At 58.5% G+C, this 13058-nt stretch carries 13 protein-coding genes; 8 read left to right on the top strand and 5 right to left on the bottom strand.

Annotated elements, in window-relative coordinates; genetic code table 11:
• The gene (locus AB4Y87_RS15400) at positions 1-258 is read right to left on the bottom strand and encodes a DUF2630 family protein (RefSeq protein WP_442005203.1); all 258 of its coding nucleotides are present in this window, start codon (positions 256-258) and stop codon (positions 1-3) included.
• Positions 259-352: 94 nt separating this feature from the next.
• Between AB4Y87_RS15400 and AB4Y87_RS15395 the strand changes: the two genes are divergently transcribed.
• On the top strand, positions 353-796 hold the full coding sequence (locus tag AB4Y87_RS15395) for a YdeI/OmpD-associated family protein (RefSeq protein ID WP_442005202.1): 444 nt from the start codon (positions 353-355) through the stop codon (positions 794-796).
• Between the two features lie 30 nt (positions 797-826).
• Here the strand turns inward: AB4Y87_RS15395 and AB4Y87_RS15390 are convergent, their stop codons facing one another.
• Entirely contained in the window at positions 827-1378 is a 552-nt protein-coding gene (locus AB4Y87_RS15390) for a dihydrofolate reductase family protein (RefSeq protein WP_442005201.1), read from the bottom strand.
• A gap of 11 nt (positions 1379-1389) precedes the next feature.
• A complete protein-coding gene (locus AB4Y87_RS15385) occupies positions 1390-1698 on the bottom strand; it encodes a hypothetical protein (protein WP_442005200.1) in 309 nt (102 codons plus the stop codon).
• A gap of 736 nt (positions 1699-2434) precedes the next feature.
• On the opposite strand from AB4Y87_RS15385, the gene AB4Y87_RS15380 reads away from it, so the two are divergent.
• The 7 genes from AB4Y87_RS15380 to AB4Y87_RS15350 all read left to right on the top strand — a co-directional run bounded on the left by AB4Y87_RS15380 (position 2435) and on the right by AB4Y87_RS15350 (position 9666).
• A complete protein-coding gene (locus tag AB4Y87_RS15380) occupies positions 2435-3484 on the top strand; it encodes a hypothetical protein (RefSeq protein WP_442005199.1) in 1050 nt (349 codons plus the stop codon).
• Between the two features lie 49 nt (positions 3485-3533).
• Positions 3534-5171: a carbamoyltransferase C-terminal domain-containing protein gene (locus AB4Y87_RS15375; protein ID WP_442005198.1), complete on the top strand. Its 1638-nt coding sequence runs from the start codon at positions 3534-3536 to the stop codon at positions 5169-5171.
• A gap of 80 nt (positions 5172-5251) precedes the next feature.
• Positions 5252-6154, top strand: a complete 903-nt coding sequence (locus AB4Y87_RS15370) for a hypothetical protein (RefSeq protein WP_442005197.1) — start codon at positions 5252-5254, stop codon at positions 6152-6154.
• 376 nt (positions 6155-6530) lie between these two features.
• Positions 6531-6875 (top strand): HAD hydrolase family protein, encoded by a 345-nt coding sequence (locus AB4Y87_RS15365; protein WP_442005196.1) that lies wholly within the window; start codon positions 6531-6533, stop codon positions 6873-6875.
• Positions 6876-6925: 50 nt separating this feature from the next.
• Positions 6926-7417, top strand: coding sequence for an NUDIX hydrolase (locus tag AB4Y87_RS15360; RefSeq protein ID WP_442005195.1), 492 nt, complete (start codon positions 6926-6928; stop codon positions 7415-7417).
• Positions 7410-8624, top strand: coding sequence for an MFS transporter (locus tag AB4Y87_RS15355; protein WP_442005194.1), 1215 nt, complete (start codon positions 7410-7412; stop codon positions 8622-8624). Before AB4Y87_RS15360 ends, AB4Y87_RS15355 begins: the two co-directional genes overlap by 8 nt.
• Positions 8608-9666, top strand: a complete 1059-nt coding sequence (locus AB4Y87_RS15350) for a galactosyltransferase-related protein (RefSeq protein ID WP_442005193.1) — start codon at positions 8608-8610, stop codon at positions 9664-9666. Before AB4Y87_RS15355 ends, AB4Y87_RS15350 begins: the two co-directional genes overlap by 17 nt.
• A 1073-nt stretch (positions 9667-10739) precedes the next feature.
• Here the strand turns inward: AB4Y87_RS15350 and AB4Y87_RS15345 are convergent.
• Positions 10740-11306 (bottom strand): type 1 glutamine amidotransferase domain-containing protein, encoded by a 567-nt coding sequence (locus AB4Y87_RS15345; protein ID WP_442005192.1) that lies wholly within the window; start codon positions 11304-11306, stop codon positions 10740-10742.
• Between the two features lie 166 nt (positions 11307-11472).
• Positions 11473-12825, bottom strand: coding sequence for a uracil-xanthine permease family protein (locus AB4Y87_RS15340; RefSeq protein ID WP_442005191.1), 1353 nt, complete (start codon positions 12823-12825; stop codon positions 11473-11475).
• Positions 12826-13058 lie beyond the last annotated feature (233 nt).

The following is a 13058-nucleotide window of genomic DNA, read 5'->3' as shown; positions in this document are numbered from 1 at the left end:
CTACTGCCTGTAGCCCTCGACCTCGCCGATGGGTCGCGGTTCGGCGTCGTCGGGATTCTCACCAGCGTGCTTCTTGGCCCGGCGCTGGCGGAGCAAGTCCCAGCACTGGTCGAGTTGAGCCTCAAGCTGGGCCAAGCGGGCGCGGCTGCCGTCGCCGTCGACGTCGTCCTCAATTCCGCCCCCGACCGCTGCATCCCGCAGGCGGTGCTCCTCTTCCACGAGTGACTGAATCCGTTCCAGAAGATCCTGCTCGTCCATGGTTCGCTCTCCTTGGTTCACTGGATAGTTGCTTATACGAACGTAGTCTGGCTGGCCGGATGCGTCTACGGGTGGCCGACGGCATACTGGGGACATGAAATTCACTACGACCATCGTCGGCGATGGCAACAAGGCTGGCATTGAGGTTCCCGAGGATATTGTTAGTGCGCTCGATGCCGGCAAGCGGCCCCCAGTAGTTGTAACCATCAACGGCCAGAGCTATCGCAGCAGCATCGCGGTGATGGGTGGGAAGTACATGGTGGGTGTCAGCTCTGCGAACAGGGACCTGACTGGGGCGTCCGCAGGCGACACCGTGGACGTGAATCTGGAAGTGGACACCCAACCGCGTGTAATCGAGGTTCCGGACGACCTCGCTGCGGCCCTTGAGGCGGAGCCCGAGGCGAAAGCCTTCTACGGGACGTTGAATTACAGTGCCCAGCGCCGATACGTGGAACCGATTGGGGACGCCAAAACGGAGGAGACCCGGGCTCGGCGGATCGCGAAGGCTGTCGCTGATTTGAAGGCGGGGAAGAAGTAGGGTTTAGGCCGGGCCGCCGCGCGGGGCGTTTCAGTCCTGGCGTCGGCTGTAAGTGCTCACAACGTTGCCTTTGCTCGTGGCGTACTGATCCTCCAGAACGAGGCGGCTCAATGGGTCGCCGTCCTCAAAGAGTCGCCGTCCACTGCCGGCAACCACGGGGTGGGTCATGAGGGTCAGCTCATCCAGGACGCCCGCGAACAGCAGTTGTCGCACTACGGAGATGCTGCCGCAGACTGCGATCTCTCCACCGTCACGCCCTTTCAGGTCAGTGACGAACTGCTCCAGCGGCCCATCGATGAGGTGCGAGTTCTCCCATTCGAGGGGCTCGGACAGCGTGCGAGATGCCACGAACTTCTCCACGGGGTTGATGAAGGCGGCAAAATCTTCGTCTTGCGAAGCATTCGGCCAATATCCGGCCCACTCCTGGTAGCTGATTCGGCCTAGAACCACCGTGTCCACAGTGTTGATCATCTTGGTCAGTCCCTTGCCCAGTTCGTCGTCGAAGCTGTCGAACTGGAACTTGAACGGGTCCTGAACTACGCCATCCACGGAGTGGAACAGGCCGGCGGTTACCTTGCGCATCGGTTCTCCTTTTAGGCTGCCGCCGTTGCCAGGCGACGACGGGACGGCAGTTCAGTGACGTTGCTCGACTCAGTGTTCAAGCGGACGGGAACTTCGAAGAGTTCCGCGTAGACCTGAAGCTCGCCGAGCGCGTCCGTGTCAACGGTGGCTTCGGAAAGGTCCATCTCGACGTTCAGGCCGCCGCCAAGGCTCTTGGTTCGCTGCACCACGGGGTAGAGGCCCTGCACGCTCGAAGTAGTGACGTGACCGGTTGCGGCAATCTGGATCTGTTCGACGTCAACGTCGCCTCGAACAACGACGGAGAGGTTCTCGCTGGTCAATGTTCTGCCTTTCATCAGATTGCTGCCACGCTGCAGCGTCCCCAGCGTATGTGCACGGTGTGACCTGCGCAACATTACGGCGGCACGGCTTGCATCGGCGGTGGCCGCCAGCCAGGCCACTGTTAACGCAGGCGTCGATGTTCTGCGCTGCGCTTCAGGGTCAGCGTCATAAGCACTTGCCGGCGTCACGTTGACCCGCATCGGCCGAAGAAGCTGATGGGACTGGTCAGCTAACCGGCCGAACGCTCAGCTACGTCACGGACGTCGAGGTTGAAGCGCTCTACAGCCGAAACCAGGTCGGCATCCTGGGTATGACCGGTCGCTGGATTACCCTTACATGCAGTGCCCCCAAAATACAGTGATGGTATCCCGGCGATCATGACGCCAAATCCTCCTATTTCTTTATTATGACTTCTGATCAGGCTTACAGTCGGCATTATTCCATTGTAATTTCCGTTTTCTGCAGCGACCCCTCAACGACGTGTTAGAGTAAATTTCGGTAAACGGAACAAGAATGATTGGTGTCATTAAGACCGTTCGCATGGACGACGGTCTGGCTTGACCCTTCGGGAATAATTTTCCGAGCCAGACGCATCGAGTAAACATACGGATAAGTTATGGGGACCCGTTGAATAATCCATTTAATTCCCAGTTGCCACGCCTTGGGGTAGGTCCAATGTCGCGGCTTACCGTTCAAGCCATGACTGATGTTGCCTATCGGCAACAGGCACCAATCATGGCGATTGCAAGTCGGCGCCAGATTGACCATAAAGAGGCAGGCGGCGGGTATGTGGAAAATTGGACCTCGGCCGAGTTCGCCTCTTCTCTTTCGGCAAATGACCCCTCCGGCCTCATTGCAATCTGCCGCGACCACGGAGGACCTTGGCAGCAACCACTTCAATGGTCTGCTGATCCAGTGGTGGAGCTCGAGAATGCACTCGCCTCTTTCCGGAGCGATATCGACGCGGGCTTCAACCTTCTGCATATCGACACGTCCAAGGCGTCGAGCGGTTCAGTCGATATCGAGAGCGCCCTCGATCGACTAACTCTGCTCTACAGAGGGGCCTGGGAGCATGCCCGCCTCAAGGGTCGAGACATTTCCTTCGAAATTGGCTTTGAGGTTCAAGGCGAGGAGATGAACGATCCCCGGCAATTTCAAGTGGAACTGAACCGAGCCCTTGATGGTCTTTCCGCAGCAGAATTGCCGATGCCTGTCTTTGTCGTTGCCCAGACGGGCACGAAGGTGGTCGAGGACAAGAATACCGGCGCCCTGGTGCGGGGTGACCGGAACAGGGTCCTCGACGGAATCAGTGTCCTTTCAGCGCTCTGCCATGACGCCTCTGTCCAGCTGAAGGCTCACAACGTTGACTATTTAGACCCCGCCGAGGTCACTCAGCTCATGACGGCCGGCGTAGATGCCATTAACGTTGCGCCTGAGTTCGGGGTCATCGAGACACGTGTCCTTCTCCAAGCCATGCGGGACCTAGATGCCCGTGATCTCCGTGAGGCTTTCGTCAGTGCTGCAGTGGAATCAGGCAGATGGAAGTCCTGGATCGTGGCAGGCAAGACATACGATCCCGAAACGCTCGCCATCTTGTCCGGACACTACATATTCAGTTCGGAAACTGGGAAGCGGATTCGAAACGAGGTCGACCGAAGACGCGCCGAGATGGGACAGCCGTCCGTTGATATCGAAATACTCGACGCGCTCCGCTCGAGCATCGAGGGCTACCAATCCGCAACGCAAAAGACAACGAACAAGACGGAGGCACACGTAAATGGCTGACTGGATTCTTGGCCTTGGTGGATCTTCGCACGACTACTCAGCTGCCCTCATGCACGGCAACGACATCATTGTTGCTATCGAAGAGGAACGCATCTCTCGGGTTAAGTACGGCCTCGGTAACGGCTTCCAAAACCCTATCCGGGGAGCCATTCAGTATTGCTTGGATTACGCCGGAATCGGACTAGACGATATTCATTCAGTTGTCTCAAGCGATTTGCTCCCGCATCGGGTCCGCTCAATGTTCGCGGCGGACCAGTTAACCCTCTACCCTCACCACCTTTCTCACGCGGCATCCGCGTGGCTCCTGACTTCGCCAGGAGAAGAAGGAGGCGTCATCGTCTATGACGGGCTTGGGTCGGTCGCCGAACATCCGGGCCCGGATATGCGCGCCAAGCGTGAGACGTTCACGTTCTATGCAGTGTCCTCGCTAGGCGATTTCACCCGTGTTGGTGGGACGTACGGCGAAGGATTTGTCGAACACACAATGTTTCCAATGGGCTACACCAATTCGGTAGGACAGATTTACGAGATCGTCAATGCAGCTGTTGGGTTCGCCGGCCTCGAGTCAGGCAAAACGATGGGGCTAGCAGGCTGGGGTAGTCCTCAGTACTTGGATGAATTTGCTAAGCATGCCCGGATTGGAGACTCGCTGGACTCGCTCTTCCAATTCAGCCCCTTCGATGGCTTCCTAGAAGAGCTTCAAGCAATTAAAGACCGCGATGGTGACACTTTCGCCACTCATGCGGATCTGGCAGCGACGGTTCAGACGATTCTCGAGAGGGTGCTGCTGCGCGGGTACGAGCTCCTTCGCGACGAGGCCCCCACTGGAACGCTAGCAATTGCGGGCGGTTGTGGGCTCAACACGGTTGCCAACGGAGTTCTTGCCGCACGGGCAGCAGCCGACGGGAGGAGAGTGCTTATCCCACCTCACTCCGGCGATGCCGGTCTTTCATTTGGCGCCCTTTATCTCTTCGCAAAGGAACGTGATGCCGAAGTTCAGGTCACCTTCCGAGGTAAAGCAGTCGATGATCGGGTCGCTCGGCCGTCCAAAACGTACGCTGCAGATGCGGCCCGCGCAGAAGTACGAATGTTCTACCCGGATCTTCTTGTTGAGCCGAGCCTGATGAGTCCTGAACAACTGGCTGCCCGTTTGGCAGATGGAGAAATCATTGCTGTATTCGAGGGTTCATCCGAATTCGGACCTCGCGCCCTTGGCGGCCGCTCAATTCTGGCCGACCCGCGCAAAAGCATGGTCAGGGAGCGAATTAACCGTCAAATCAAATATCGGGAGCCTTTCCGCCCCATAGCTCCTCTCATCCTGGATAGTGAATTTAGCGACTACTTCGAGCCGTCGAGTGCAGCGGACCCTTTCATGCTGAAAGTCGCGCAGGCAACTGAACTCTGCAAGGCATCAGCTCCTGCTGTAGTTCATATTGACGGCGGCTCGCGAGTTCAAACGGTGCCCTCAGAAGGAGACAGCTTTCTTACAAGAACGCTTCGCGAGTTCTTTGCCATCACAGGGGTGCCGATCCTGGTAAACACGTCGTTCAACAGGCGTGGTGAGCCCATTGTCGAGACTCCTCTCCAGGCGCTCCGTGCCCTCCATGAAATGCCTCTCGACGGCCTCTGGCTGGAAGGCCAGTTCGTAACCCGCGTTCCATCGCACTTTCCCCCCGCTGTCAGATGAATGTCGCGTCTCGTGTGATCCCTACGGACGCAGGGCGAAAAGTAGAAATTCTGGCGGGTGTTGACGCGCGAAATCTCATCGTGCGTAAAACCGCAGAAGAAGGGGCGGACGCCTCCCCTTTGCTGGAACAGGCGAGACACCTGCACTACATGCATGACACCCACAATCTGCGCATGTACCCAGAGGTCATTCGGACCTTCGACACTGGCTTTGACATGACTTTTGTGCGCGGCGAAACGTTGTCCTCGTACCTCGATAAATCCAGTCATGCGGACGACGCCATTGCCAATGCTGTTGACGCATTATTCGATCTTGCTCTCACGCTACGGAAGCCGTGGCACCAGGAGGCCGAGCATAGGATCAACTTCCTTCGCGCAGAAGCACTGGAGCGGCGGGGCCGGTTTAAGCGAGCCATCGCCAAGACACACCTATCCTTGAAACCGTCGACGCGATCTCTCGTTTCGCTGCTCGATCAGGTCGTAGCGGACTCCTCGAACTGGGTCTCGCGTGCCATCGACAGCCAAAATGTGGATCAACGGGCCAGACTTTCAATAGCCGTTCACGGTGATTTTGTGCCCTCAAACGTCATTCTCCATGGGCCAGAAACGACGTTTCTAGACGTGCGTGGGGTCTGGTATCAAGGGGTCCCTTTATGGGATCCAATCATGGATCTGGCATCTTTCTGTGTCTTTGCAGAGTCGATTTGGCCAGCTCTGGCGGACTCTGGATTTGCCACGCCCATGCGCCATCCCTTTAGGGAGGGCGAAGTTTTGACGGCCGCCTTAAAATCCATCGCGCTCCAAGCATGGCTTCGAAACGACGCGCATTGGCGGGCGCGGTTCGACGTTTACCGGGGCTTTCGTGTCCTAGGCAATATTGCAAACCATCTCACCACGACTCGCCAAGACGGATTTGACCACGCGATAGCTGTGCTGGGCCCCTACCTATCAATCTCCAAGAGGATTGCTGCTCATGCCACCTGATGTTCGGAATCGGTCGCTTGTCTTCGATTTTGACGGCACTTTGGCGTACCCGAAAGCTCCAATTGGGAAGGACATCTCCGATCGGCTTGGCCTGATTCTTTCCGTCGGAAGAACGTGCATGGGCATCATCACGAGCGCGCCCGCGAAAGACCTTCGGAAACGCATCCCGTCGGTTTTATGGACGTTTGCATGTTCCGATAATCTGATTCTTTTGCCTGACGGGGGAACTTCTCGGATTCCGGAGGGGCAGCCCTCGCCCGAGCCCCCCGGACCATCTGCTAGCTCCGTTGATTCCCTAACGGCCCTCGCTAACTCGGTTGCCCGCGAGCTCGGCCTTCCAAACCCAATGCTCTCGATGTCCGGAAGTCAGCTTCTCGTGTCCTTCACATCCGAGACCGCGGCGCAACAATCGCGCGAGGGCCAAGCACGCGACGCATATTTTCTTCTTGCAGGCCGGGCCAACCTTGGAGTTAACGTCTACCGGGCGGGACAGCGGTCGGTCTCTGTCGTAGCCGACAATTGGAATAAATTGCGAGCGTTGGAATGGCTGGCGACGAGATGGGGCATTGCCCTTGAAGACCTGACCTATATGGGTGATGACTTCGGGCCTGGAGGTAACGACGAGCCCATCCGCAACTCCGCAGCGCATGTTGTGTCGGTCGAGACCCCCCAAGAAACGTTCCTCCGCGTCGACGCCCTGATGAAAGAAGAAGACCTATGAATGAAGCTCACTGGGACCGGCTGGAGGCGACCAGGGCGTACGCAGGTCGCGTGAAGTTGACCGACTACCTCGTTCGCCTGCCCAGCGGCGAGTTGGGCCATTACGAAGTTGACGAGAGCATGCCCTTTGCCGTGGCCGTGCTGATCGAGCAAGACGATGAAATACTTTTGACCCGCCAGTACCGCTTCCCTCTAAACGCCTGGATTTTTGACTTACCGGGAGGTGCCGGCGAGGAAGGAGAACTTCCTGAGATTGCCGCGCGCCGTGAAGTGCAGGAAGAGCTCGGACTAAGCATTGATTCCATAGTGGCCCTTCAACACTTCTTCCCAAATCCTGGACGGTCAGCTTGGCCGGTTTATTTGTTTCTCGCCAAAGTCGCCGAGGAAGGCCTGGCTGCTCTAGACGACCCTTGGGAACGAGTAGCAGGTCGGCGCGTTAAGAAGTCCCATGTCAGGGAAATGATCGCGGCGGGCGAGCTTGTTGATCCGTCTCTTCTCATAGCTTGGCAGAGCGCTACGGCGAAGGGCCTTCTCGGTGTTTAGCGACAGAGCCCCTACCGCCCAGAGAAACAACTCTCTTCTCTTCGGCGCGGTCATGGTTGATGCCGTAGGAGTTGGGTTCTTCCTCCCGATCTCTCTCCTAGTGCTCATTCGACGTAATGGACTCGACTCGGTCGACGCAGGTGCCGCAGTAACCGTCGGGGCGCTCGTGGCCATCTGTACGATTCCGAGCGCGGGCCAGCTGGTGGGTCGACTCGGGCCGCGTCGCGGGCTACAGACCAGCAATTTACTTTCTGCAGTAGGAGCTGGCCTCTATCTGGTTGCGTATTCGTCCCCCTTGGCAGCGGTAGCGAGTTTTGTCGGAATGTTCGGTGACAAGGTATATGGCGCCGCGTGGCCGGCGCTTGTTGCCTCGATGTTCGGCCGCGACAGGGTTGGGAGCTGGCTGGCGACGGCGAATGCTGTTCGTACAGGCGCCGTGGCAGTCGGTTCCATCGCTGCGACTGTGCTTTTGGCCAGCGGTTCAACGCGCGCACTGACTTGGGCAGTGGTAGCCAATACCGCAAGCAAGACGCTCTCTATGCTGGCTGTCGCATGGCTGAGATCCGAGAAGTGGGCTCCATCCGAGAAAACTTCTTTCAAGGATGTACTTGAACCTTTGGCAAACCGTTCATTTATGCGTCTCCTGACAGGGCAGACACTCTTATCAGTTGCTTGGGCGGTGACGCCGGTAGTCTTTCCGCTCCTGCTCGTGGCCGGCCTCGGATTACCCGTTTTCTGGGCCACAGTTGTGCTCGCCGTGCGTTRTGGCGTGATCGCTCTCTTGCAAATCCCTATCAGAAAAGCGACCAATAGCTGGTCAGATTCAACCGTCATGGGAACGACGTACGTCCTAGTCCTTGCCTCTCTCATCCTCTGCTCCGTGATGCTGTCGTCTCGTAGCCACAATTTTTCAGTGACGGGATCGGCGGCTCTCATCGCAGTGGTCGGTATAGCACTGGCGGAAATTCTCTCAAAACCAGCCGCGTCGCAAGCAGCTGTACTGGCATCGCCCACCGGCCGCGAAATACCTTTCATGGCCCTCTTTCAACTCTCCTGGACCCTGTCATATGCCGCTGCGCCGCTACTAGTAGGAGTAGGCGTCGAGAAGCCGCTCTTTATGTGGGTTGCCCTGATTCTGCTAGTCGGAGCTGGTGGCTTCGTCCAATTGATCCCCCAACTGAAGGAATGGCATGCAAAGCTTCGATGAGGATGAGACCGCTAGACAAGATGACTGTGAGTTGATAGCCGCAGCCGCAATAACGGCCGTTGACATCAACGCGCCTGCCCAAAGTCTTCCGCGCTGGAAACAGGCAGAGCTGCTTTACGAAGCTGCTCGTATTGCGGTGTCCGAGGTACTGCCTGGCGACCCTTCTTGGTCAACCCTGCAAAATCTGGACGCCCCTCAATCGCGAGCCCTGTACAGAACCGCTGTCATGTCGCTCGAGCTGAGCAAAGCGAATGGGAACGGTAAAACTCGGGAACTTGCTGAGCGCGTGCGTGAAGGCGCAAGGCTCATCTACTTCACTAGTCCCTTTACCTTTTCGATCCAGACGGCGACCAAAGACAGGGTAGTCTCAGGACCTCAGATTCGCGTCGTAGTGCCATTTCGAGACGATTCAACGCGGCAATCTCGGTTTCAGAATCTGATCACACTCGTCGAACGTCTGAATCAACAAACCCTACGGAAACAAATTCGAATCGTGGTCGTGGAAGGCGACATCTCTGAGCGTCACGAGTACTTGCTTTCATGCCTGGTCGATGAATATGTATACGTTCAACATTCGGGTCCGTTCAACAAATCGATGCTCGTAAATCGGGGTGTTGCATCATCCAACGGTGACGAGGATATTCTGATTCTCGACGGCGACCTCTATCTGCCTGACAACTTTATTGAGCTAATCGTCCACGCTCGGCAAGAGAAGGGGAGGAACTTCGTGCCGGGAAACAGGGGGCTTTTTCTCGACAGCAAGTCCTCCGATGATCTGCGCAATCATGACACACCTGACGCCGCCATCGAGCTTTCCGGCTATGCACTAGCCGATCCTCGAGGTCTTTGCGTCGCTACCAACGTTAGAGACTTCCGAGCCATTGGCGGCTTTGATGAATCGTTTATTGGTTGGGGAGGGGAAGATCGGGACTTTCACATGAGGCTGAATGCGGCGAGACGTGTTGGTCGACTCAGGGGTGATTTGTTTCACTTGGCTCATCAGCGTCCCGACATGAATCCGTACACAGAGTCACTCGCCTGAGGCTGCCCCGAGCCCGGACAGGTGGTTAGTTGGTTAGGCTGCCAGTGTGAATTGGCGGCGTTCGTACTCTAACGGGCTGAGACAGCCGATGCTGGAGTGGCGCCTTCGGCCGTTGTACCACCCGTCGATCCAGGTGTAAGCGCTGCGGCGTGCAGCGTCGAGATGGAAGAACCGCGCCAGATCCGCCCGCGCCAGCTCACCCCTAAACCGCCCAAAAACAGCGGTCTGATCATCACTGAGGAATTCCACCGCCACGCCCTCACACTACCGAACCACGAGGCTTAGCGTTCAATCCTGTTCCATTACTACCAAGACCCCGGCCCGCTCCTGCTGCACGATCTCCAATTTGCCAGGCCAGCAGCGCGCGGCTGTCCGTCAGCTTTTCGGCCCCCAGCGGGCAACGATGGCATCCTCAATAGCTTTCCGCTGCGAGATCCCATGTTCAGCAATAGCTTGGTCCAGCAGTTCCATAACCGATATGGAGATTCGAGGGCCGATTGCGATGGTGGCCTCCCGCTTCTTTGTCGTCGCAGCAGCGGGAGTCTGTTGGAGGGCGGGCGCGGCAGCGGGTTGAGTCTTAGTGCGGGCGCGACGATGTCTACGGGATCCAGGCGCTCGTCCGGCGCCGGTTTGGGGCCGCGACGGGCTGGAAGGACCGGCCTGTCTTTCATAGTCTCTGTCATCGGATGATCTTCTCTGCTAGTTCCTTGTAGGCGTCAACGACAGGCGAGCCCTTTCGGTACTCCCCGTACCATTCCTGAGTAAGCCTCATCTTCTGGACGATTGTCCGGTGCGGAACTAGCGGCATCAGCAGCATGCCAGTATCCCTCAGCTGATCGATACTGTTTGCAGCGATCCTGCTGATCGGGCCGTTGATTCAGTGGCTGATGCCCTTGTTTACTGTTCCCGCACGCCCGCAAGAACCCATGCCAGCCGCTGCTGTGCGCAGGCAGTAGGCATTCGGGGAGGGCAGTGACGCCAAGCCACGCCGACTCGCGAAACGCAAGTGCCGCCGTCGTACTTCCTGTGAAAAGTACGACGGCGGCACTCGCCGTTTGTTCCGGGGCTGAACGCTAGGCGGTCTGGCCTGCGTGCTGGCCTTCCGAGATCTCTTCAACAACCTTCGCGTTGAACGCCGGGAGGTCGTCCGGATTCCGGCTGGTGACGAGGCCTTGGTCCACCACCACTTCCTCGTCGGTCCAGTTGGCGCCCGCGTTCCGGAGGTCGGTCTGGAGCGTATGGTATGACGTGACGTTGCGGCCCTTGATGACGCCCGCGTCGATGAGGATCCACGGTCCGTGGCAGATCGAGGCCACCGGCTTGTGTTGCTCGAAGAAGGCCCGCGTGAAGTTCTGGGCGTCCTTGTCGACCCGTAAATGGTCGGCGTTCACGACGCCACCGGGGAGTACCAGTGCGTCAAAGTCGGATGCGTTCGCGTCGGCTACCGCGAGGTCGACGTCGAAGGTGTCACCCTTTTCGACGCCGTTGAATCCCTGGAGCTTTCCCTTGGAGAGGGCTACGAGCGTGGGCTGGCCTCCGGCGTCCTTCACGGCCTGCCAGGGGCTGGTGAGTTCGACCTGCTCCACGCCGTCCGTCAGAAGGAATGCGACCTTCTTGCCTGTGATGCTGTGTTCTGACATTGTTCCTCCTCCATTTGCGCGGTGGATTGCTTCTTGAGCGTGGGCCGCCGCCGTGAGAGTTGTTTGTCTGACTTGTTCAAGCCTAGGGAAGGTCATTTTAGTAAGCAAGCTGAGTATTCATTTGCCGTCGATTCCGGGTGCGCACCGCCGGTCTCCGGGTCTACCCCTACTTCCCCTTCTTCCCCCGCTTAGCCGCAGCATTCATCGCCGACTTCACCGATGGCGGCAGTCCCGCCGTCTCGGTTTCCGGCTCAGCGACCGTCCCGCGCCAGCGGGCCAGTCCTTTCATGCCGTGATAAATCACCAGCGCAGCGGCAGACCCCAAAGCAATGCCGGTGAACTTCAGCTCGCCAATGGTCCACGTGTAATCAGCAATCCCGATAATCAGGGCAACAGCAGCCGTCGTCAGGTTGATCGGGTTGGAGAAGTTGACCTTGTTCTGCACCCAGATCTTCACGCCGAGCACACCGATCATGCCGTACAGCATGGTCGCCGCGCCGCCGAGGACGCCGGGTGGCACGGTTGCGATCAGTTCGCCGAATTTCGGGGAGAAGCTCAGCAGGATGGCGAAGATGCCGGCCACCCAGTAGGCCGCCGTCGAGTAGACCTTGGTGGCGGCCATGACGCCAATGTTTTCCGCGTAAGTCGTAGTACCGGAACCGCCGCCGAAGCCGGCAAGTACGGTTGCGGCGCCGTCCGCCATCAGCGCCCGCCCGGAGACGCCGTCGAGGTTTTGACCGGTCATCGCGGCCACCGACTTCACGTGCCCCACATTTTCAGCGACCAGCACCAACACCACCGGCACGAACAGCCCCACAACGCCGACGTGGAACTCGGGCGTTTGGAACAGCGGCAGGCCCACCCATGCGGCAGCGTCCATCTTCTCGTAGCTGACCTCGCCGCGCATCATCGCCACGAGATAGCCCACCACCACGCCCACCAGAATGCTCAGGCGCCCCAGAATTCCGCGGAAGAGGACGCTGACCAGGATGATCGTGACCAGCGTGACCAGGGCGGTGACCGGAGCGAGGTCGAAGTTGTTCTTCGCGGCCGGGGCCAGGTTGAGGCCGATCAGCGCGACAATCGCGCCCGTGACGATCGGCGGCATGAGCCGGTTGATCCATTCAGCGCCAAACTTCTGGACCACTGCGCCAATAAGGGCCAGCACGACGCCGGCAAGCACCACGCCGCCCAAAGCGCCGCCAACGCCGTACTGCTGCTGGGACGCCATGATTGGGGCGATGAACGCGAAGCTCGAACCCAGGTAGCTGGGCACGCGGCCCTTGGTGATGACGAGGAAAAGCAGCGTGCCGATGCCCGAGAAGAGCAAGGTGGTGGCGGGCGGCATGCCGGTGATGATGGGGACCAGGAAGGTTGCGCCAAACATCGCAACGACGTGCTGCATGCCGATGCCAATAGTCAGGGGCCAAGCCAGCCGCTCGTCGGGCGAGACCACGTGGCCCGGGCGGATCGACTTCCCGTTGCCGTGGAGCTTCCATTTGGTGCCGAGCATGCTCATGGCGGGCCTTCCTCAGAAGAATGTTGGGATTCGGTGCAACATTACCGCCATTGCGGGGCCCGCTCTACGCGCCTCGCTCGCCGTTTGGCAAGCAAAACGGGCCCCGCAAGGCGGAACCTGCAGAAGGACTGTGCCGAACGTCACGGTCCGTCATGGGAAGAGGACATGTGAAGTTGAAGTTGCAACCATGGAAAGCAGAAGCGCCTGGCCATCCCGAAGGCCCGGGCCCAGCG

It is taken from the genome of Paenarthrobacter sp. RAF54_2 (genome assembly GCF_052113945.1).
In the GTDB taxonomy this organism is placed as follows: domain Bacteria; phylum Actinomycetota; class Actinomycetes; order Actinomycetales; family Micrococcaceae; genus Arthrobacter.
The sequence above is the reverse complement of the archived record's forward strand: the minus strand, read 5'-3'. Positions and strand labels throughout refer to the sequence as shown.